This window comes from Prosthecobacter sp., assembly GCF_044222565.1.
In the GTDB taxonomy this organism is placed as follows: domain Bacteria; phylum Verrucomicrobiota; class Verrucomicrobiia; order Verrucomicrobiales; family Verrucomicrobiaceae; genus Prosthecobacter.
In genome coordinates, this window is sequence record NZ_JBGANA010000009.1 from 72,723 (window position 1) to 95,956 (window position 23,234).

General features: G+C 60.4%; 12 protein-coding genes. 9 read left to right on the forward strand and 3 right to left on the reverse strand.

The window, feature by feature from the left end; genetic code table 11:
• Positions 1-2 precede the first annotated feature (2 nt).
• The gene (locus ACILSR_RS14905) at positions 3-710 is read right to left on the reverse strand and encodes a sensor histidine kinase (RefSeq protein WP_395750579.1); all 708 of its coding nucleotides are present in this window, start codon (positions 708-710) and stop codon (positions 3-5) included.
• A 490-nt stretch (positions 711-1,200) separates the two neighbouring features.
• Here ACILSR_RS14905 and ACILSR_RS14910 point away from each other — a divergent pair, with 490 nt between their 5' ends.
• Entirely contained in the window at positions 1,201-2,724 is a 1,524-nt protein-coding gene (locus ACILSR_RS14910; protein ID WP_395750580.1) for a response regulator, read from the forward strand.
• Positions 2,725-3,237: 513 nt separating this feature from the next.
• Positions 3,238-6,936: a PAS domain S-box protein gene (locus ACILSR_RS14915; RefSeq protein WP_395750581.1), complete on the forward strand. Its 3,699-nt coding sequence runs from the start codon at positions 3,238-3,240 to the stop codon at positions 6,934-6,936.
• Positions 6,937-6,948: 12 nt separating this feature from the next.
• On the opposite strand, the gene ACILSR_RS14920 is transcribed toward ACILSR_RS14915, so the two are convergent.
• Both ACILSR_RS14920 and ACILSR_RS14925 read right to left on the reverse strand, forming a co-directional pair.
• The gene (locus tag ACILSR_RS14920) at positions 6,949-11,088 is read right to left on the reverse strand and encodes a PAS domain-containing protein (protein WP_395750582.1); all 4,140 of its coding nucleotides are present in this window, start codon (positions 11,086-11,088) and stop codon (positions 6,949-6,951) included.
• Positions 11,089-11,123: 35 nt separating this feature from the next.
• Positions 11,124-11,591, reverse strand: a complete 468-nt coding sequence (locus ACILSR_RS14925) for a response regulator (RefSeq protein WP_395750583.1) — start codon at positions 11,589-11,591, stop codon at positions 11,124-11,126.
• Between the two features lie 147 nt (positions 11,592-11,738).
• On the opposite strand from ACILSR_RS14925, the gene ACILSR_RS14930 reads away from it, so the two are divergent.
• The 7 genes from ACILSR_RS14930 (at position 11,739) to ACILSR_RS14960 (ending at position 23,204) form a co-directional block, all read left to right on the forward strand.
• Positions 11,739-12,899 (forward strand): response regulator, encoded by a 1,161-nt coding sequence (locus ACILSR_RS14930; RefSeq protein WP_395750584.1) that lies wholly within the window; start codon positions 11,739-11,741, stop codon positions 12,897-12,899.
• A 277-nt stretch (positions 12,900-13,176) separates the two neighbouring features.
• Positions 13,177-15,903: a DUF1592 domain-containing protein gene (locus tag ACILSR_RS14935; protein ID WP_395750585.1), complete on the forward strand. Its 2,727-nt coding sequence runs from the start codon at positions 13,177-13,179 to the stop codon at positions 15,901-15,903.
• Positions 15,890-17,143, forward strand: a complete 1,254-nt coding sequence (locus tag ACILSR_RS14940; RefSeq protein ID WP_395750586.1) for a DUF1552 domain-containing protein — start codon at positions 15,890-15,892, stop codon at positions 17,141-17,143. The genes ACILSR_RS14935 and ACILSR_RS14940 overlap by 14 nt, the downstream gene beginning before the upstream one ends.
• Positions 17,140-19,344 carry a DUF1592 domain-containing protein gene (locus tag ACILSR_RS14945; RefSeq protein WP_395750587.1) on the forward strand — a complete coding sequence of 735 codons (2,205 nt, stop codon included), beginning with the start codon at positions 17,140-17,142 and terminating at the stop codon, positions 19,342-19,344. The genes ACILSR_RS14940 and ACILSR_RS14945 overlap by 4 nt, the downstream gene beginning before the upstream one ends.
• Positions 19,345-19,423: 79 nt before the next feature.
• The gene (locus ACILSR_RS14950; RefSeq protein ID WP_395750588.1) at positions 19,424-20,752 is read left to right on the forward strand and encodes a DUF1552 domain-containing protein; all 1,329 of its coding nucleotides are present in this window, start codon (positions 19,424-19,426) and stop codon (positions 20,750-20,752) included.
• Between the two features lie 18 nt (positions 20,753-20,770).
• A complete protein-coding gene (locus tag ACILSR_RS14955) occupies positions 20,771-22,240 on the forward strand; it encodes an ankyrin repeat domain-containing protein (protein WP_395750589.1) in 1,470 nt (489 codons plus the stop codon).
• Between the two features lie 40 nt (positions 22,241-22,280).
• Complete coding sequence (locus tag ACILSR_RS14960; RefSeq protein WP_395750590.1) at positions 22,281-23,204, forward strand: hypothetical protein; 924 nt, start codon at positions 22,281-22,283, stop codon at positions 23,202-23,204.
• Positions 23,205-23,234 lie beyond the last annotated feature (30 nt).

Sequence of the window (23,234 nt, forward strand, 5' to 3'; positions counted from 1 at the left end):
CGTCATGTGTGCGGCTCCGAGGACGAGGGCAGGGCGATCAGGCAGACTCGCGAGCCGCCGGCGGGGCCGGTGCCCATGACCTGCATGCGGGAACCAAGCAGGGCGCAGCGGGCCTCGATGAGGGCGATTTCCGATCCGGCCCCGGCCTCTTTCCAGATGCTGTCCCCACCATCATGGTCGATGGTGATTTCCAGCTTCTCAGCCGAAGTGCGGCAGGTCACTTCGACCCATGAAGTGTTGGCATAGCGCACGCAGTGCTTCAGCAGCGCCTGCATGATGCGGAACAGATTGAGCCTGCTGGTCAGATCAAACGGCAGCTCGTCTCCGCTGATGTGGAGGACGAGGGAGCCGGCAAAATTTTCGCCGATGTTGCGCACCAGCTGCTGCAGCGCGGCATTCAGGCCGAAAGCTTTCAAAACGGGCGGAAACTGTTTTTCCGTCATGTCACGCACGAGCTGCAGGGTCTTGCGCAGGGTGGAGTCCAGGCTGCCCAGCAAACGGCCCATGCAGGCGGCATCTGCATCGTGTGCCAGCTCGTGGCGGATCATTTCTCCCAGTGAAGCACAGGCCACCAGACCGCCGGCCATGTCTTTGTGAAGCAGATTCGCCAGGTCAACTCTTTGGGCATCCTCCTCTTTGAGCAGGCAGCGCAGCGCCTGGAGCAGCATAGAAGCTGAATTACGGTCAAAGTCTTGATCAGTCGAATGCATGCGTCTAAATAGGATTTATTCGAAATTGGCTGTGTATTTAGGAAAACCACATTACGAGGGCCTTGGCACCTAAATGTTGATTCAATATTTAGGTCTGCTCTAAATCTCGAAAGGCATGTTTTTGGCTGAAATGGGCTACTGAGCCAAATTTACTATTAAAATAAGCCTAGTTTTATTAATTCTAGAGCGATCTGGAACTAACGTTCGGTGCATGTATCTAAATACCATTCAGCCTAACGCTACCACCTGCAGCCGGATTCTGGTCGTGACCGAAGAGGGGTCGATCCAGGAAGATTTGCGGATTTCGCACGCGTTGCAGAACGCCACGCCCGGGGGCAGCTCGTCTGCTTCTTTGGGAGCGGTCAGCGGAGGCAACAAAGCCAAGGTGGCCGCAGCGGCCCCCGATGTGGTATGCACGGCCAGCGAAAAGGAAGCGCTCTCTCTGGTAGAAGCTGCCTCTCAAAGCCACAAGCCATTTTCTATGGTTATTATGGACGGACGCCTTTTTTATGGGAAGGACTACCGCCATGTCATCAACCGACTCTGGCAGCTCCAGCGGGATTTGCATGTGGTGCTGCACGGTGTCTCCCAATTGGAGGCATTTGAACAAATTCCGATCGACTTGGGGGCAAATCCTAATCTGCTAGTCTTCAAGTTCAGGCTGGTTCCTTTCGAGATCACACAGCTGATCCGCACACTCCAGTTGAAGCAGGGAAATGACAGCAATGCTTCCCACCGCAACCTGGCGCTCAATGCCCAGCTGCTGGAGGTGACGTCACGTTTTGAAGATGTCAGCAACCGGCTGCGGATCGAGCAAGATCATCGCAGGCAGATTGAGGAGCAGCTGTGCCGGAACCAGCGCCTGGAAACCGTCGGGAGATTCGCCGATGCAATGGCGCACTTTTTTAACAACTACCTGACGGTGATTCAAGGCCATCTGGAAGTGGCGCAGATCGCCCAGAACGGTGCCTCCAGCCTCGTGCATTCGGCTGCGCTGCAAGAGCTCAAGCTCGCAACACAGCGGGCGGCCGGAGTCACCGCGCAGTTTGTGTCGTTCAACCGGCGTGAATACCTGCAGCCGACAGCGTTGCATCTGGGACAGATCATTGACGGCCAGGCTGCCATGCTTCAGAAGGCGGTCGGGGAGCAGATCGCCATCCAGATCAGCCACAAGCCCGATCTTTCCTGCGTGATGGCGGACCAGGCCTCCGTGGAGCAAATCGTCTTCAATCTCCTCATTCATGCCCGTGAATCCATGCCAGCGGGAGGCAGGATCACGATTCAGACGAGGGAGTTTTCCATCCCAGACGAGGCGACGGCATCCCAGGTGCACGCCGAAGCGAAGCCGGGAAATTATGTGGCCATGACTCTTTCTGACACGGGTAAAGGAATGACGCCGGCGGAACTGGCCTGCCTGTTCAATTCATCCAAAATGTCTTCGGATCAGGAGGGCGGCTCGGACATCGCCCTGATCCTGGTGCAAGGGCTGGTGCGCATGCAGGGCGGGTGGATCGATGTGCGCAGCGTGCTGGAAGTAGGCACGGAGTTTTCCATCTGCCTGCCTGTGGCCACGGGCACTGCGCCCGCGACTGTGACACCGGAGAAAAAACTTCTGGGCAACAATGCCGAGGACGAGTCCACCATTTTGATCGTGGATGATGAGGACTCCGTGCGGCAGGTCATGGAATATGTGCTCACCAGCCAGGGGCACAAGGTGCTCACGGCAGCGGACGCCAATGAGGCGTGGGCGATCTGGCGTGAGAAAGCCTCGGTCATCAGACTTGCGCTGATCGACGTGAAGCTCCCCGGAGGTGTCAGCGGCTTTGATCTTGAAAAAGCCATCGCGGCGGATGACCCCACGCTGCCTGTCATTTTTACCTGCGGGTATTCACCCACAGGCCAAAGCAATGCGAAGGAGCTGAAGGCCGGAGAAAACTTCCTGCCCAAGCCCTTTGGCATGGTGGAACTGCTGAACATTGTGGGGCAGGCATTGCTGAAACCAGCAAGGCTTTAGACCGACTCAAAAATCTTGTCACCCGGCCCGAAAAGCGGAGCGGCTACATGGCAGCGTTATTCGACTGCCTGTCATGCTCAAACAGCAGAAGGCGCACCTGCCTTGGCACTGGGGCCGCCGTGCTCGCCGGTCCAAATGACAAACTTTTCGAGAGCTGGTCGAGAAGATGTTTTGGAGCGAAAAAGAGCCGCGAATGCGCTCCAGTTTCAATAGTGGACATGGTATTTTTTTCAACACGCATGGTGAGCATTTTTTGTTCATCACGCAGTCTTGACCATGTTCATCAATGAACGCATGGAACATCCATGGTTCACCCGTATATCTTGTTGTCTTTCTGCTTCTTAGGGATGGAATTCCCTTCAAAGTTTAGGCGCGGTGTGGACGTTAAGGGCACACCATGTGTGTCGTTGCGTGCAGACCTCTCCAGCGTACGGAACGCCCACATCCTGCCCACGGAATGGTGAGAATATACCCGCACCAGATCGAGGTGTCATTCTTGGAGGCATGGCTGGCATGAAGTCTGCCTTTACAGAGGCCGTGCATAATGCGCATGAGCAGCGGCTCAGCCCCGGTCTTGTCATCATGGTGGACCGTGGCGGGGTCATTCAGACCGTGAGTGGTGACTGGAATGATCCAGACGAAACCACCGTGCGGAGACTGCCCCTGCCGCAACCCCAAGGAAGCTGCTTTGATTTTTTTGCCGTGCAATGCAGACCGTTTTTGGAAGAAGCGGTGAAAGCAACCCTGGCGCTCAAAGAGGTGCTGGAGCGCACGACCGCAGGCGTGCGCATCGAATCGGTTTTCTCCGAATCCCGTCCGCAGCGATGGATTGAAATCACCATTCTGCCGCTTGCTGTGCAGGACGGCATGGGCGCGCTGATCACCTGCATCGGCATCAATCCGAGCCAACGGTGCGAGCTTGAAATGCGGAGCCGTGAGGAACAAGGGCGGGCCATCGGGGATCAAGGTCTTTCCGAGTGGAAGAAGGTCGAAGAACATCTGCGTCAAAGCGAGGCCACCATGGCTGCTGCGCAGAAGATCTCACACTTCGGCAGCTGGGAGCTCGATTTGACAGATGTGGAGCACATCGGCCGGAACGCGCTGCGCTGGTCAGACGAGGTGTACCGCATCTTTGGTTACGAAGTGCGAGGCATTGAACCTTCCAATGAGAATTTTTTCAGCGCGGTTCATCCGGATGACCGTGAGATGATCCGTCTGGCCGTCAACGAAGCCATCCGCACGCACGGGCGGTATTCGATCGACCATCGGATCATACTGCCGCATGGAGAGGTGAGGTTCATCCATGAGGACGCGCAGATTTTTCTGGATGAGCAGACCGGCAGGCCGGCGAAAATGGTGGGGACCGCGCATGACATCACCGAGCGCAAGCTGGCGGAGGAGGCCTTCAAATCCAGCGAGCTGCGTTTTCGCCATGCCTTTGCCAATGCCACCGTGGGCTTTGCGATCACGGACAGCGTCGGCAACATTCTCCACATCAACAGGCATTACTGCCAGATCATCGGTTATGCGGAGGAGGAAATGATCGGGCGGTCGTTTGCCTTCGTCACACATCCGGACGATGTGGCCCGCAAGCAGGAGTTGAACCGGCGGCTGATCGAAGGGCAGATCAGGGACTTCATCGTGGAAAAGCGCTACCTTCACAAAAATGGGCAGGTGGCGTGGGTGGAGAACAGCGTCTCGGCCATCCGAGACCCGTCCGGGGGACTGCTGAACATGGTGGTGCTCTGCAAGGACATCACGGAGTCGCGGCACAATCAGGCACAGCTGCGGCTGCTCGAGACCTGCGTGGCCCACCTCAATGACATCGTGCTGATCACGGAGCCGCAGCCTCTGGATGAGCCTGGTCCGCGGATTGTTTTCGTGAATGAAGCGTTCCTCCGGCACACGGGTTATAAGCGTGAAGAAACGATCGGACGCAGCCCGCGTTTCCTGCAGGGACCGGAGACGGACCGCCAAGCGCTCAGGAGGATGCGCGCTGCTATTGCCAAGGGACTTCCCGTCAAAGAGGAGCTCGTCAATTACAAGAAGGACGGCTCACCATTCTGGATGGACATCGACGTCATGCCGATCACGGATGCCGACGGCACGCCGACTCATTTTGTGGCTGTGCAGCGGGACATCACCGCGCGCAAGGAGGCGGAGGAACGGCTCTGGAAGAGCAATCTGCGGTATGAGAGGCAGCACATCGCCCTGGCCCGGATGATTCGGGGCGGTGTGATGCAGGCGGTCCAGCTGGATGCGGCGTTTCGACTGATCACCGAAGAGATCGCCCATGCGATGGATGTGGAGCGAGTGAGCATCTGGCGGTACGATGTGAGCCGCAGCTCTATTGTGTGCCAGGTGTTGTATGAGGCCACGCCGAGGCGCCACTCCGCAGGCCTGGAGCTTCACTCCCGCGACTATCCGTCGTATTTTCGTGCGATGGCGCAGAATGAGGTCATCGCGGCAGATGAGGCGCAGCAGGATCCGCGCACGAGCGAGTTCACAGAAAGCTATCTGGCGCCACTGGGGATCACCGCCATGCTGGACGCTCCTCTGCATGTGGGCGGGGTGCTGGCAGGGGTGCTGTGCCAGGAGCATGTGGGCTCCCCGCGCACCTGGCTGCCGGAAGAGAAGAGCTTTGCCACCTCGCTGGCCAATTTTATTTCCCTGGTTCTGGCCCAATGGGAACGCAGGCAGGTGGAGGACATGCTGCGCCAGCAGGCCTCGCTTCTGGACAAGGCAAACGATGCCATTCTCGTGCGCGATCTGGACCACAGCATCACCTACTGGAACAAAAGCGCGGAGAAGCTTTACGGCTGGACTGCTGAAGAAGCGCGCGGCCGCAAGGTCTCCGACCTGCTCTATCAGGATGCAGCACAGTTTGAAGAAAGGAACAGCAAGGTGCTGGAGGACGGCGAATGGGCGGGTGAAATCCAGCAGGTGACCAAGTCTGGCGCCAAGCTGATCGTGGAAGGACGCTGGACGCTGGTGCGGGACGCCGAAGGCAGGCCCAAGTGCGTGCTGGCCATCAACACCAACATCACAGAACAAAAGCGTCTGGAAGACCAGTTTCTGCGCTCTCAGCGCATGGAGAGCATCGGCACGCTGGCGGGGGGCATCGCCCATGATCTCAACAATGTGCTGACGCCGATCATGATGTCCGTGGACCTGCTCAATCTGCGGATCAAAGATGCGGCCTGCCGGGACACGCTGGACACGATCGCCTCCAGTGCGCGGCGGGGGGCGGACATGCTGAACCAGGTGCTTTCTTTTGCGCGTGGCATGGAAGGGCAGAAGACGCCGATGCTGCTCGGCCGCCTGCTGCAGGACCTGGCACGCATTGTTGGGGATACATTCCCCAAGAACATCCAGCTGCGTGTGCGGGACGCCCTGCATGAGGGCGGCGTGGTGACAGGGGATGAGACGCAGATCCATCAGGTGCTGCTCAACCTCTGCGTGAATGCGCGGGATGCCATGCCCGCCGGCGGCACGCTCACGATCAGCGCGGAGCATATCCTGATCGACGCGCAATACGCCGCGATGAACATCGAGGCCCGCGAAGGGCCGCACCTCATGATCAGCGTGGAGGACGACGGAGTGGGCATCCCACCGGAGATTCTGCCCAAGATCTTTGATCCGTTTTTTACGACCAAGGAAACAGGGAAGGGGACGGGCCTGGGACTTTCCACCTCCCTGGCCATCATGAAGAGTCATGGGGGGTTCTTCCGTGTTTACAGCGAGCCGGGACAAGGTTCCTGCTTTCGTGTTTACCTGCCGACAAAGCCTGATCGCCCCCCCTCGCAGCCGGTTGTTGAAGAGCCGGTGCTGCCGCGCGGAAACCTTGAGCTGGTGCTCCTCGTGGATGACGAAGCGGCGGTGCGCGAAATCACGCGGCAGACCCTGGAGGCCTATGGCTACCGCGTTCTGGTGGCCGCTGATGGCGCGGAGGCGGTGACACTTTACGCCAGACATCAAAACGAAGTCGCCCTCGTTTTGACCGACATGCGGATGCCCGTCATGGATGGCAGCACCACCATTCAGGTGCTGATGAAGATGAACCCGGAGGTCTGCATCATCGCCGCGAGCGGCATCAATTCCAACAGCAGCGCTGCCAAGGCAGCCGGTGCGGGAGTCAGGCAGTTTCTGCCGAAGCCCTACACAGCAGAAACCATCCTGCGCGCGCTGCACCAGGTCTTGAATGAAGCGTGAGCAAGCACGGCCTCAGGTGCCTTTGCGCGACTGCTGCAGCACATCACTCAGCGCCTCCAGGAGTGCGTCAGCATTGTAGGGTTTGCGCAGGAAATGCTTCACCCCCAGGCTGTTGACCTGCGCCTGCATCTGATGGCTCAGGCCGCTGGCGCCGATGATTGGCAGGGAGGGATGGATTTTGCGCAGCGCCTGAATCAACGTCGGCCCGTCCATGTTGGGCATCATCATGTCCGTGATGAGGGCGGCCGGTTTTTCAGCGCTCTTCAGGAATGTGGCGATGGCATCTGTGCCATCGCAGGCCGCGATCACACGGTAGCCGAAAGCCTCCAGCGTGTGGCTGGTGGCCGTGAGGATGGCGGACTCATCATCCACCACGAGGATGAGCTCTCCGTGGCCGAGGCAGCGCGTGGACTCCACAGGCTGTGCATCGATGTTCTCGCTGTCGGTCTTGGCAGGCAGATAAACACGGAACACCGTGCCCTTGCCCATCCGGCTGGTGAGATCAATGAAGCCGTGGTGTGATTTGACGATGCCGAGCGTGGTGGCAAGCCCGAGGCCGGTGCCCTTGCCCATTTCCTTGGTGGTGAAGAAGGGATCAAATATGCGGTCCCGCACTTCGGGCGGGATTCCCGTGCCGGTGTCCCGCACTTCGAAGACGACGTGGGGGCCAGTCTTCGCATCGGGGTGCATGCTCGCGAACTGCTCATCCACCGCTACATTGCTGATCATGATGTCCAGCTCGCCGCCGGCGGGCATGGCATCCCGAGCGTTGACGCACAGGTTGAGAAGGACCTGGTGGAGCTGGGTGGGATCTCCCTCCACATTCCACGTCTCCTCCGGACAGGCGATGCGGCACTTGATGAACTTGGGGAAGGTTTCGTGGATGAGCTGCTCGATTTCCTGCAGCACATCCTGCGGACGCAGACGCATGCTGCGGCCCTCCACTCCGCGGGCAAAGCTCAGGATCTGCTTCACCATTTCAGCGCCGCGGTTTGCGCTGTTTTCCATCGCGTTGAGCAATTCGACGTCACGCGGCTGCTGCAGTTTCATGCGCAGGATGGTGAGCGACATGAGGATGGGCGTGAGAACATTGTTCAGGTCATGCGCCACACCGCCTGCGAGCGTGCCGATGCTTTCCAGGCGCTGGTTGCGCAGGGACTGCGACTCCATGCGGCGCTTCTCGGTCACGTCGGTCATGAAGCCCTCGATGTGACGGATGACGCCGTCTTCGGACGGTATTCCCTGACCACGCTCCCAGATCCATTTCACCGCGCCTTCAGCGGTGCGGATGCGGTAGCTCATCTCAAAGCGCTTTCCTGCCGCGACGGCCTCCGTCACTGTCTCGCGCACGTGGTCCCGGTCCTCCGGATGGATGAGGTCTCCGAAGAAGACCTCGCCATTGCCGGAGAAGACCTCGGCTTCGTAGCCTGTGAGTTCCAGGCAGCCTTCGCTGATGAATTCCAGCGTCCACTTTTCATCGATGAGGGAACGGTAGGCGGCGCCTGGGAGGTTGCCCATGAGCGTCGAGATCATTCGTTCGTTCTCGCGCAGCGCTTCGATGGCCTGCTGGCGCTCCTTTTCGCGCTCCACTGTCTCCATGGCAAAGGAGAGGTCATTGGCCAGGGCATTGAGCACGCGGATTTCCTCTTCTTGGAAGCAGTCGCGCTCGTCAGCATAAATCAGCAGAACGCCCACCGGCGTGCCGCCTGGCTTCAAAGGGAATGCGGCGCAGGAGCGAAAGCCGCGCTCCAGAGCCCGCTCACGAAAGTAAAACGACTCGTCATTTTCGATGTCGTTGGAAATTTCATGCGTGCCGTTGCGAAAGGCCCGCCCCGCCGGTCCGCGCGCGGAAGGATGATCCGCGCGCGTGATCAGCGTGAGTCCATCCAGATAGCGCTCATAACCACCCGCGCAGGCGACTGGCTGCAAGGTCTCAGCAGCGGCATCATAGAAGCCGATCCATGCCATCTTCATGCTGCCTTTTTCCACGGCGATGCTCACCGCCGCCTCGTAAAGCTGCTGCGGTTCGCGGATGCGGACGATCGCTTCATTGATGCTGCTGGACATGGCGTGCAGCCGGTTCAGGCGCAGCAGGCGCTGCTCATCCAGCTTGCGTTCGTGGATGTCCAGCGCGGAGCCTGCCATGCGATAGGGCTCGCCATATTTGTCCCACAGGGCCTGCCCGCGCGCCTCAAACCAGCGGTAGCCGCCGGACTTCACCTGAATGCGGTATTCAATGCAGAATTCATTGTGCCGTTCCAGATGGCTCTCCAATGCTGCGCGCACCAGCGGCAGATCATCGGGATGCATCCGCTGCTCCCAGGCAAAAAACAGGCTGGGAAACTCCTCGTGGTTGTAGCCCAGCAGCTCCCGAAACCGTGCAGAATAATAGACGCCGCCGGTGCGGATGTCCCAGTCCCAGACACCACCGGTGGAGCCCGTGGCCGCCAGTGCATAGCGCTCCTCACTCTGGCGCAGGGCCAGCTCCGCCTGGTGGCGTTCCATCTCCGCCGCCGCACGCACCGCAAACAGCTGAAACATGGCCTGCAGACGTTCACGGTGGTCCAGGGCGTGGTCGCTAAACACGGCGATCATGCCGATGACACGCCCGTCGGTGGCATGAAGAGGCATGCCCATGTAGCTGTTGGCGCCCAGCTCCTGAAGCATCTGGTCCTCAGGGAAATGATGGCGCACATCGCGGTCATAATAGCAGACCTCTCCGCTGGTCACATTGTAGCACGGCGTGCCGATCAGGGAGCAGGTCTTGTTTGGCAGCACTTTGCCATCTGCGCAAAAGCCCAGCGTCCGCACCATGCGGTCACGCTCCGGCAGCAGCATGGCCACGGTGGCATATTTAGCCTCCAGCGTGCGCGCCACCTGCAGGCACAGCGACTGAAAGAAGGTCTCCCCCGCACGTGCGTCCACGCCTTCCGCCATGGCCCGCAGCGCCTCCTCCACCTTTTTCTCCACCGTGATGTCCGAGGCCAGGGACAGAACCGACTGGATCTGGCCCTCTTCGTTCAGCAGAGCGGAGTTGTGCCATTCACAGACGATCACGCGTCCATCCTTGGTGAAGTTGCGGTTGATGCAGGTGTTGCGGGATTCAGACCGGTCCAGCAAGCGGCCGAGCGTCACTTCCACACGCGGCACGTCTTCCGGATGGATGAAGTTCCAGTCGTTGTGGTCCCGTCCCATGACAGTGGCCTCGCTCCAGCCGAAGATTTTTTCCGCCTGGGGGGACCAGCGGCAGATGCGGCCGTTTGTGTCGCACTCCACCAAGGCGAGAGACGTGCTCTCCAGATGGTACAACAGCGTCGCATGCGCCTGCTGCTGCAGGGCCTCCTCCTGCTCCCGCCGTGCGGTGAAGTCACGCAGGTTGCCGATGATGGCCACCGGTTTCCCCTCGTTGTCTCTCACGACGGAGCGGTTGTCACTGATCCAGCGGTAAGCTCCGTTTTTGTGCTTGAAGCGATATTCCAGCACGGATTGGAAATCTCCGTTCACGTCACGCGCCATGAGCTTTTCCAGCAGCACGCGCATCACCTGATAATCATCAGGATGCATGCGGGAGATCATGAAGCCAATGCCGCCCGAGATGCACTCCTCGATGCAGAACCCCAGCACCTGCTCCACGGCAGGGCTGATGTAGTCGTAGGTCAGAGTGGGAAGGTTCAGGCAGTAAACCGGGTCTTTTGAATTGCCGAGCACCGTGCGGAACCGCTCCTCACTGCGGCGGAGTTCGCTCTCCGAGTGTTTGCGCCGGGAAACGTCGCGCACTGTGATGACGAGCCGCCCTTTTCCCTGGATCTCGGCTCTGCGCATGCTCATCTCCACCCAAAACACCCGTCCGGAAAGCGACCGTGCCTGCCATTCGAAAAGCTGGGGACCTTCCTCGACCGCCTTCCGCATCCACTGCAGCCATTCATCCTGAGTGTAGGGAGGAGTGTTCACGCTCAGCTCCGCGATGGACAGCCGCCGTATCTCCTCCCGACTGCAGCCGTACATGTCACAGGCACGCTGATTGACCTCCAAAATCTTCCCGGAGATGAGGTCATGGACCAGCACTGCATCATTCAGGCAGTCAAAAACGCTGCGGAACCAGTCGCCTTGGAAATTCATTTCCAGGTCGTCGATGGCAGGGGCTGTCGGCAAGGTTTGAATGATCATGAATCAATGGGTTCCATCATTCACAAGGCTTGTTCCAGTGCCGGCTCCTGCGTCTCTGCAGCTGGAAGTTCCGGAGCACTGGTGCGGCAGGCCTCTGTAACCGCCTCCGCCAATGCTTTCAATCCTTGTTCTTTGGATACGAATCCTTGCACGTCCGGCCGGCTCAAAACCGGCAGCATCTCGGCGGTGGAATGGCTGCTCAGGACGATGACCTTGATTGCCTGCTGATGGATAAAGTACGCAGCCCGCTCCAGAAGATCGATTGCAGATCCGTCCGGCAAGGTCATGTCTATGAGCAACACATCGATCTTTTGCAAACGCAAGACCGGCAGTGCGGCAGCCACGCTGTCCGCCTCCACCATCTCAAAGTGCGGCAGATATTTGCCTAGAGCCGCACGAACCACCTCCCGATAGATATCATGATCCTCCACCAGCAGTATGACCCCGGATTTGAGCGTAAGATTGGAATGCCCGTTTGCCTGCTGCATAAATGCTCTTAGTTTCTGACTATGACTGAAATCAGCAGTAACATACAGCAAATCTGACAGGTGTAGCGTGGAAGCATGATAATGAATAATGATTTAGACTTACCTAAACGTCCATCCCTGGACGCCCTGAATCTGGATCAATCCCCTATGGAAGGGTCCGTAGAGGAGAAGCATGCATTCCTCGGGAGCATGGGGCACGAGCTGCGGAACCCGCTCTCCAACATTGTGGCTCAGGTGGAAACGCTGCTGGAAGGCATCTATGGCCCCCTGGCGCCAGCACAAAAAACAGCCCTGGCGGCGGTGCAGTCCAGCACACGGCAAATGCTCAATCTCGTCGCGGACGTGGTGGATCTCGGCAGGATCGATGCCGGGGCGGCCCCCCTGACACCGGCACCCTGCCGGGTCAGCGAGAGCTGCGGCAGCAGCATGGCTTTGGTGGCGGAGCTCGCGCGGGCACGCTCCATCGAAATCGCCTCCGAAGTGCAGCCGGAAGATCTCACCGTGGTGGCTGACTCGTTCAGGCTGCAGCAGATCATCACCGAACTGCTTTCTGGTGCCGTGCTGTCCATGCCAACCGGGGGAAGGCTGCGCCTGCGCATTACTTATGATGCCGGCTCTCTCCTGCTTCAGACGTGGGGCGGCGGCAGCCAGCCCGGCGCGGAATATTCCGCGCCAACCGAGCGCGCCTCTCCAGCCGAACTCGTCCGACGGCTCGGCAAGGTCAAACCCATCGGCCTGACCCTGCTGCAAAAGCTGGTGCGGCTCCACGGGGGATCATTCGAAGTGAGCGAAACTCCAAGCCATGAAGTCAGCATGATCATCTGCCTTCCGCTCTCGGGGGAAGCAGCCGCCGCTCTTGTACAGCAGGAGAGCGGTACGCAGGAGACGCTGGATGTTGAGAACACATCCGCCACCGGCATGTCCTGCCAGCCTACGATTCTCATTGCCGACGATCAGGCCGCACTCATCGCCGTCACGCGAAACTACTTGGAGAGCCTCGGTTTTACGGTCATCACCGCGCGGGATGGCAGCGAAGCCGTGCACCAGGCCGTCACCGTGCAACCTGACCTCATCCTGATGGACGTGCGCATGCCGGTCGTGGATGGTCTGAGCGCCATCCGGCAGATCCGTGCGGCGGAAGATCCTAAAACACGGGCCATCTCCATCGTCAGTCTTTCGGGCCATGCCAGTGCGGCAGACAAAGAGCGGTGCCTCGCAGCCGGCGCGACCGCCTACCTCAACAAGCCCTTCGGCGTTCGGGAGCTGGACCGCATCATCGCGGAACACATCCGGGCGGACCGCAACTGAACGGGTGTTGCCGCAAGCAGGGCTCAAAGCTGCACTTGTTTCCAAACTAGAACCTATGTCTCGTTGTCGAAGGTTTCGTTAAGTTGCCAATGTTCGTTCGTGAGCGCTTCAAATGATTACGGGTCAAAAATTTCAAGGCAAATGCCTGAGACCATAAGCAGACACTCGCGACCAAAAATGAACATAATCAGTGGCCGAGGCAGGTGCGCGGCTGGAACGAGCAAAGAAACCGCGGTGCCATGTCAGGTGGTGGTTCGCTCAACCGTTGCGGCAGGGCATGAAAGGTTTTTTTCTCTCATTTCTACTGCTGAGCGTCACCGTTCAAGCGGCGGACGTGAGTGGTTTTCTTGAGGTCTACTGTCTTGACTGCCATGACAGCACGGCAAAAAAGGGCGGCCTTGATCTCTCCGGATTGACGGACGAACCCACGGTCATTCGAAACCGCGAAATGCTGCGCGCCGTGTTTGAAAAGGTGGAATCGCACCAGATGCCGCCTCCGAAGCAGAAGAACCAGCCACAGGATTCACAGAGAGCGGAGATGATGGCCTGGATCATGGACGTGGCGGCGAGGCCAGATCCGGCTCTGGGTACGGCTGATCCGGGTAAACCGGCCCTGAGACGGCTGACACGACTGGAGTATAACAACGCGGTGCGGGATCTCTTTGAGCTGGATCTGGACGTGTTCATGTTTCCGGAGCGTCTGCCACTGGCTGACACGGGCTATTTCCAACCTGCCAGCGGCAAGATGCCCGCAGTCGTGAAAGTGCCGCTGCGCGAGTATGGGCAGAAGTATCCGGTGCTCTGCCGCAATCTGGGGCTTCCAGGTGATGGCCGCGCGGAGCATGGCTACAGCAATCGCGGCGATGTGATGTCGTTTTCGCCTGCGCTGCTGGAGAAGTATCTCGCTGCTGCGTCAGAAATCGTGAATGCGCCCCAGCTCGTCGAGCGCAGTGAGATTGCGGCGCGGCTGTTTGGGGTGCCACCGGTGGCTGGCAAAACTTCTCCAGCGCCTGGGAAAGATGCATTGAGACTGATGACCGCTCATGCGCTAGCACGTGATGCCAAGCAGTGGAAGAAAACGGAGGGCAGCGCAGACAATGCGCCGCAGCGTTTCTTCGAGGACGTGCGCGAAGGTGTCGAGCAAAGCAACGCGGGTGTCTTTGACTCTGGCGATGCCGTGCGCGGAGTGACGCTGGTGCCAGGCAAGGGCGGGCTGCTGCGCGTGGCTTATGCAGGTGGGGCAAAATGTTTGACGATCAATCCCAATGCTGACCTCTGGCTCGCGGGTTTTGCCACTGCCATGCCCACATCGGGGTCGCGAATTTTCACCAATCACAGCAAAGGCGACAAAGTCTTTGAGCTGACTTTCGGCATTGAAAACGGAGAGGAGGACGAGGCAGTGTCTCGGCTGGGGATCTTCGTGCTTGGCCGCAAAGGTCAGTCTGGACACGTGACGATTACGGCGAAGTTCTCTGACGAAACCGAAAGCAGCCTGAGCGGGATGATCGCCGAAGGCCCGGCCGGGACGACCTTCTTCAGCTTCGCCGCCGTGCCCGGCGAAAGTGTGAAATCACTGCTCGTGGATGGCTCGCAGTTCAGCGGCGACTATGTTGTGCTCGATGACCTGGGTTTCATCACGAGCGGCCAGCCGAGAGCCGTGGCAAGACAGACGCTACCAGCGAAAGCTGCTCCCGGGGAGATCGCAGTGTCCGCCCCGCTCCGCCTCGCGGCTTTCATGGAGCGTGCTTTCCGCCGCAGCGTGTCGGAGGGGGAGAAGGCCCGCTTTATCACGCTATTTGAAGAAGAACAAAAGCGCGGCAGCACCGAAGCCGCCGCGATGAAGGCCGCCGTCGCCGCTGTGCTGGCGTCGCCTGGATTTCTTTACCTTGAAGCCAACGGAACGCCGGGTGATGCCAGGGTCAGCCCGCTGGAAGATCACGAACTCGCCAGCAGGCTCGCTGCGTTTCTTTGGTCGTCCATTCCTGACGCGGAACTGCTCGCCCTCGCGAAAGCAAACAAGCTCCGCGATCCCGCGCTGCTCGAAGCGCAGACACGACGGATGCTGAAAAGCCCGCGCTCCCGTGAGCTGGGCGAATCCTTTGCCGTGCAGTGGCTGCGACTCGATCAGCTCTCCACCTCGAAGCCCGACCCTGATCTCTTCAAGAGCTTCTACTCCGGCCCGCAGGGCAAGAGCACCCTGCATGGCGCGATGCTGACGGAGGCGCTGCTCCTGTTTCAAACCGTGCAGGTGGAGGACCGAAGCATCCTGGACTTCATCGCCGCCGACTACACCTGGCTGAATGGCGGCCTAGCGAAACTCTACGGCATTCCCTTGAACGTGGGAGACCCTGTGGTCGCCGCCAGTACCGGTGGTGGCCCGACCCGCGAGGTGAAATCGAAAGGTGACGGCGGCCTGTGGCATCGCGTCAATCTCACGGATGCCAGTCGCGGAGGCTACATCGGCATGGCGGCGCCCATGGTCATCACGTCCCTGCCCTTTCGCACCAGTCCGGTGAAGCGCGGTGCCTGGATTCTGGAGACGCTTTTCAACCGCCCACCCACCGAGCCCAAGATTGCCTTCGCCTTTGAAGACGACTCCAAAGATGCGGCGCGGCAGATGAGCATCCGCGAGCGCTTTGAGGCGCACCGCAGCAAGGCCGCATGCTACTCCTGCCACATCCGGCTTGATCCGCCCGGCTTTGCGCTGGAGCGCTTCAACCCCATCGGTGCCTGGAATGATCAGGCGGACGCACGTTCTGAATGGAACGGCCAGGCATTCGACGGCCCGGCTGGGTTCAAGTCGCTCCTCGCAGCGAACCCCGGCGAGTTTACCCGCGGGTTCATCGAGCACCTGCTGAGCTACGCGCTCGGACGTGAACTGCATACCTACGACATGCCTGTGGTCGAAAAGATCGGGCAGGCTGCGAAGGCTGACGGCTGGAAGTTCAGCCGCATCGTCGTTGAGATCGCGAAATCCTACCCCTTCACCCATGTCCGCCACTAACATCAACCGCCGCCGCTTTCTCCGTGCCGCAGGTGTCACGCTGGGCCTGCCCTTTTTCGAGAGCTTTGCCCGTGCATCCACGCCGCCGTCGCCGCAGCGTTTTGCCTTCATCTACACGCCGAACGGTTATTTTCAGAAGGCCATCATGCCAGAGAATCCTGCGCCGGGCCTGAGCCCGCTGACTCTCACGCCCACACTCCAGCCGCTCGCGCCTTTCAAGGACGACGTGACCTTCATCACCGGACTCGACCGGCAGTTTGTTCCTGGGACCGGAGTCCATGCGCAGGCAGGGTCGTGCTGGCTTACCTCGTCAGCGCCCCAGGAGACGCTGGACGGCGGATTTCCCACGAACACGACGCTGGATCAGATGATCGCCAGGCAGACCGGCTCCGAGTGTGCGCTGCCGTCTCTGGAGCTGAGCACGAACGACTTCGCGGACAACAAGGAGACGCGCTACTTCGAAAGCATTTCCTGGTATGGACCCGGCTATGCGGCGAACACGGAAAAGAATCCCCGCGCCGTCTTTCAGCACCTCTTTGGCCAGGCGCGTGGCGGCCCCGGGCAAAGTGTTCTGGATACCGTGCTCGCCAGTGCGAAGGATTTTGAAAAGCGGCTGGGGGGAGAGGATCGCACCAAGCTTGGCGAGTATCTGGAAAGCGTGCGTGCCACCGAGCAGCGCATCCAGCGCGCGGAGGCGGCATCAAGGCGCCTTCCCAGGCCGCCGCTGCCCGAGCCAGCGGGCATTCCGGAACAGCGTGGCGACTACCTGCGGCTCATGGCGGATCTCTTTGTACATGCGTTTCAAAACGACCTCACCCGTGTTGCCACTCTGCTCATCGATCCTGAGCGCTGGGACAGCCCGCGCATGTACCATGGGGTTTTTGACAAGCCGCAAAACCACCACGTCATCACTCATACGAAGGGTGACGAGGCGAAGGAAAAACTGGCCAAGATCGACCTCTTCCATGTGCAGTTTTACGCCCATGTCATCGACCGCCTGAAGACGGTGAATCTTTTGGAAAGCACCACGCTCGTCATGGGCAGCGGCATCAGCGATGGGGACCAGCACAACTACGGCGACCTTCAGGTGCTCGTGGCCGGAGGCGGGTGGAAGCGCGGCCACCTTCACTACGAAGGCAGGCGTCCGCTGGCCGACCTTTGGCTCACGATGGCCCGGCAGGCGGGCGTAAAACAGGAGAGATTTGCCGACAGCAGCGGCGTTTTGAAAGAGCTCGCATGAAACGTCTCCTCTGGCTTTTGCTCACCTCCGCCTCGCTCGCGGAAAAACCGCCGCAAGCGGCTATTGAGCGTTTCTGCATCGGCTGCCACGACGCTGACGCGAAAAAGGGCGGCGTGGCGCTCGACTCGCTGCTCGCGGATGACATCGCCAGGCATGCAGAAACTTGGGAGGCCGTGATCAGGCAGCTCAGCGCGCGCCACATGCCACCCATCGGCAAACAGCGGCCCGATGATGCGGGCTACGAGCAGCTCATCGCCGCATTGACGAAGGAGCTCGATTCGCAGCCGCCACGGGTCGTTGCAGGTCCTGCTTTCCGTCGGCTCACGCGCACGGAATATCAAAACGCCGTGCGTGATCTGCTGGGCGTGGAGTTCGATGCGAAGGCCGCGTTTCCCACGGATGAGATCAGCCATGGCTTTGACAACGTCACCGTGGGTGATCTCCCGCCCGCCCTGCTGGACCGCTACATCAGCGCGGCGCAAAAGATCGCGCGCCAGGCCGTGGGTGCCTCCACGGGCTCAGAGGTCACGGCTGTCCGCGTGCGGCCGGACATCACCCAGGAATATCACGTGCCCGGCCTCCCGCTGGGCACGCGGGGCGGCGTGCTGGTGAAGCATGTCTTTGCCCAAAGCGGCGACTACGAGGTGCAGGTGCGTCTGCAGCGGGACCGCAATGAGCAGGTGGAAGGCATGAATGGATCGCATCAGCTCCAGATCCTGCTCGACCGCGAGCTGAAGGACGAGTTCACCGTCAAACCAGCGAAGGACAAGAACTACGAGAAGATCGACGCGCATCTCAAAGCACAGTTTCATGTCAAAGGAGGACAGCATGACCTCGGCGTGACTTTTCTACCGGACGGCGCGTCATTGCTGGAACGCCTGCGCCAGCCCTATAAATCCAGCTACAACCTGCACCGCCATCCCCGGCTCAGCCCCGCAGTCTATCAAGTCACCATCACCGGACCGCTGAAAGCCGAAGGAGCGGGCGATACGCCTAGTCGCCGACTGATCTTCGGCGCAGGCGAAACCGACCCCAGAGCGATTTTGAAACCCATCCTGCGTCGTGCCTGGCGGCGTGATATCCAGGACGCGGATCTGGATCGCCTCATGCCCTTCGTGCTTGAGTCGTCATCGCTCGATAAGGGAATCGAATCAGCGCTCGGCGCCGTTCTGGTGAGCCGCGAGTTTTTGTTCCGCACGGAGGAGAAATCCGATGATGGTTCCAGAGCCTCGAAGCTTGCCTTTTTTCTTTGGAGCAGTCTTCCAGATGACGAGCTTCTATCGCAGCACCCACTCGATCTCGAAGCGCAGGCGCGTCGCATGCTGCGCGACCCGCGTGCGCGGGCGCTTGTCTCCAATTTCGCGGATCAGTGGCTCTACCTGCGCAATCTAGAATCCGTCTCGCCGGACGCGCGTTTGTTTCCCGACTTTGACCACAACCTGCGCGAGTCGCTGCGCACGGAGACGAGCCTGCTTTTTGCCGATGTGATCGAAAACGACCGCAGCGTGTTCGAACTGCTGCGCACCGGCCGCACCTGGATGGATGAACGCCTGGCCGCGCACTACGGCATCCCGCACATCCACGGCAGCCGCTTCCGTGAGGTGAAGCTCGAGCCCGCATGGCAGCGCGGTGGTCTCCTGCGTCAGGGCAGCATCCAGGCCGTCACCAGCTACGCCACGCGCACCTCGCCAGTGATCCGCGGGCACTGGATTTTGAAAAACCTCCTCGCCTCGGAACCACCGCCGCCTCCGCCGGACGTGCCCGCGCTGGACGGCGTCATTTCAGAGAGCCTGCCCATTCGGGAACGACTAGCCAAACATCGGGAAATGGCCGCCTGCGCCAGCTGCCACAACCTCATGGATCCGGTGGGCTTTGCGCTGGAAAACTACGACGCCATTGGCCGCTGGCGTGCGGGCGCGGATGCACGTGGCGGCTTCGCCGATGGCAGCGAATTTGAAGGCGTGGCCGGATTGGAGGAAACGCTGCTGAAGCGTCCTGAACTCTTCGTCAGCGCGCTCACGGAGAAACTCATGGTGTATGCCCTGGGCCGCGGCCTCGAACCCACGGACGCCCCCGCCGTGCGCGCCATCGTCCGCCGCGCGAAGGCGAACGGCTGGAAGTTCAGCGAGATCATCGCAGGCATCGTGACGAGCCCGTCTTTCACCGGAGATCCAAAGCAAAAGAGAGGGGCGGCTGATTGATTTCGCCCTCTCCGCTTTTAGGGCTGCATTCCTCCGCCCAGCCTGTCAGTATTCCACCCACCCTGCCGTTTCTACCTGCATGAGCACCTTCACCACCCGAAAGGCCCTCTCCCGGCGCACGCTGCTGCGTGGCGTGGGAGCCACGCTTTCACTGCCGTTTCTGGATGCGATGGTTCCCGCCGCCACGGCCGCGCAGAGAGTCGCTCAACCGGCGAAGCGTCTGAGCTACATCTACATCCCGATGGGCTGTGATCAGTCGCGCTGGAATCTCGGAAAGACGGGCACGCTGGAGCAGCTCTCGCCCATTCTGAAGTCATTGGAGCCGGTGCGGCAGCACTGCACGGTCATTTCCAATCTGGAGCTGGAGCCCGCTTATCCCGGCACGCACGCCACATCGAACGCCTCCTTTCTCAGCGCCGCCCGCGTGAAGCACACGGAAAGCAGCGACTACTACAATGGCACCACCGCGGACCAGATCGCCGCCAAGGCCATCGGGCAGCAGACGCAGCTGCCGTCACTGGAGCTGGCCATGGACCTGATGCAGGTCGTGGGCCAGTGCGACAATGGCTTCGCCTGCGTGTATCAGAACAATCTGTCCTGGTCCTCGCCCACCACGCCGCTGCCGGCGGAGGCGCATCCGCGGCTGGTCTTTGAGCAGCTCTTTGGCGATGGTGGCAGCAAGGCCGAACGACAGACGGCTTTGAAACGCCGCGCCAGCCTGCTCGATTTCATCAAGGATGACATGCAGCGCCTCGCAAAGCAGCTCGGCCCGCAGGATCGTGACCGTGTGAACCACTACCTGGAAAGCATCCGCGAAGTGGAGCGCCGCATTGAAAAGGCGGCGGCCGCTGTGAAGGAAAACGAACTCCCAGACCTCACCCGTCCCAGCGGAGTGCCCGCCAGCTATGCGGAGCACGCCAGGCTCATGTTTGATCTGCAGCTCCTCGCCATGCAGGGAGATGTCACCCGCGTCATCACCTTCCAGCTTGCCCGCGAAACCAGCAACCGCACCTATCCAGAGATCGGCGTGTCCGATCCCCACCACCCGCTCAGCCACCACGGCAATGATCCCGCCAAGATCGAACGTCTGTCGAAGATCAATGCCTTCCATGTGAGCCTCTTCGCTGAATATCTCGCCAAGCTCGCGGCGGTGAAGGAAGGTGAAGGCACGCTGCTGGACCACACGCTGCTCCTCTACGGCAGCGGCATGGGAAATCCGAACGTGCATGACCACACCAACCTGCCCATCATCGTCGCCGGTGGTGCCGGTGCCGGAGTGAAGGGCAACCGCCACCTGCAAAATAAAAAGACCGTTCCTCTGGCGAACCTGCATCTCACGCTGCTGGATAAAGCAGGCGTGAAGCTGGAGAAGTTTGGCGACAGCAGTGGAATCATTGAGGTGCTTTGAGGCATGAAGCGGTGCTTTTTGACTATTCTTCTCCTCCTCACCGTCACGGCCCTGGCCGCTGATCTGCCGACCAGCGCCGAGCAGCAGGACTGGCGGGAGGTTTCCCGGCACATCAGTGCCAAAGCCGGCCTGGACGCGGCTCAAGCCGATGGTACGACCGCGATGCATTGGGCCGCTTATCACGATCGGGCGGACATGGTCGAAGCACTCATCGCGGCCGGAGCGAAGGCCGATGCCGCGAATCGTTACGGCATCACGCCGCTGCTGCTGGCCTGCGAAAACGGCAGCGAAAAAATCGCGCGGACACTTTTGAATGCTGGAGCGGATGTGCATGCAAAACGCAGGGGCGGTGACACGGTACTCATGGTTGCGAGCCGCACGGGCAAAGCGGACGCGGTGCAGGCTCTGCTGGAAAAAGGTGCGAAGCCGAATGCGCAGGATCGCACGGGCCAGACCGCGCTGATGTGGGCTGCGGCGGAGGGGCATGCAGAGGTCATTGAGCTGCTCGTCAAGAACGGCGCGGAAGTGAACCGCCGGCTAGACTCAGGCTTCACCGCCTTCTTGTTCGCCGCGCGCGAAGGAAAGAGCGCCGCCGTGAAAGAGCTGCTTCGCCACGGCGCGGAGGTGCAGGATGCGATTGTCACCAAACATGACGGCAAAGGCCGCGACGCGCCGAACGGCACAAGTGCGGTGCTTTTGGCGATGGAAAACGGCCATTTCGAACTCGTCATGGATCTCATCCACGCCGGTGCGGACCCGAACGACCTGCGCAGCGGCTTTACCGCGCTGCACGCCGTCACCTGGGTGCGCAAGCCACCGCACGGTGACGACGAGGCGGGACAGCCGCCGCCCGATACGCATGGAAAGCTTAGCAGCCTGGAATTCATCCGCGAGATCGTGAAGGCCGGTGCGAAGGTGGACGCCACGCTCGGCTCCGGCGCGAAGGCGAGGGCCTTTGGCGCGATCAACTTCCACGGGGCCACGCCCTTCCTGCTCGCCTGCCGGAACGCGGATCTCGAGATGATGAAAGTTCTCGTCGAGCTCGGCGCGGATCCGCACAAGCCGAACGCCGACGGCTCCACGCCGCTGATGGCCGCCGCAGGTCTGGGCTGCTACGCGCCGGATGAAGAAGCTGGCAGTGAAGACGAGTGCGTGGCCGCGTGCGACTACCTCATCAGCCTCGGCGCAGACGTGAACGCCGTGGACCGGAAAAACCAGACCGCCATGCACGGCGCCGCTTACAAGAATCTGCCCAAAGTGGCGCGACTGCTGGCTGCCAAAGGCGCAAAGATGGATCTCTGGAACCGCCCCAACAACCGGGGCTGGACACCGCTGCTCATCGCGCAGGGATTCCGCCCCGGAAACTTCAAGCCCAGCGTCCCCACCATCACCGCCATCAGCGAAATCATGAAAGCGAACGGCGTCGAGCCGCCACCGCCGCCGGACCGCGAGGCCCTTCCAAAGAAGAAGGGCTACGAGCAAAAGTAGCCGCGGAAGCATCTGCGCGTGCTCATCCTAATTTTCATTCATGCACCTCCGCGTCCTCATCACCTGCCTTCTTTTTCTCGCTCCCGATTTGAAAGCTTCAGAGGCGCAAAGCGGAGAGCGGACAACGCTGCTCTTCGCCGGCAGCAGCAGCATGTATTGGAACGATTTACCGCGCGAAGTGGCTAAACTTGTGGATGGGAAAATCACCGGTCACTTGGGTGGCACCGTTATTCCAGAGGCTGTCGGCCGCAGCGGCAGCGATATTCGCGTGTATCTGGAGCCCGGCTTCAGCCGCTATGAATATGGCGTGAAGCCGGGGCAGACGTTTCTGAGCAAACTCGCTGACGAGAAGCCGGACATCGTCCCCCTGATGGTCGTGTGCCGCTTCATCATGGGAGACGACCCGCCCAAAGAGGGCCAGCCCGATCATGCCCTGGCCGTCACAAAGTACTGCGAGGCCGTCCGCGCTTCGGGCGGCGAGCCGATGTTTTATGAAATGGGCTGGGGCAAGGACGAAAAGCATGAGGCAGGCCGGAAGCGCATCCTGGAGCTGGCGCTGAAAAACAAGATCAGGCTGTTCGCACCATGTTCCTCGGCCTGGGCGCGCGTGCATGCCGAGAAGCCCGGGCTGGCGCTGCAGCATCCCCAGGATAATTCCCACCCCGGTGACGCCGGACATTTTTTGAACCTCGCCTGCTTCTACGCCGCGCTCACCGGTGACTCACCCGTGGGAAGGCTGCCACGCACCTTCCACGTCTGGCCGCACGGCAAGTATGAGGCTGATGAAGCAAAGCTCGCCTCCTTCAAGCCGGATGCGTATCAGGCCAAAATGGCGAAGTGGATGTTCAAGCACATGGCCACGGATGCCACCGCCACGCTGGACGAAGACACCGCGAGGTATCTGGAAACCACGGCCTGGGAGACATGGCAGAGGGTGCAGCGACTGCTTGCCGCAGGGGGCTGACACTGGCTTCAGACCGGCGATGCAAGCGCT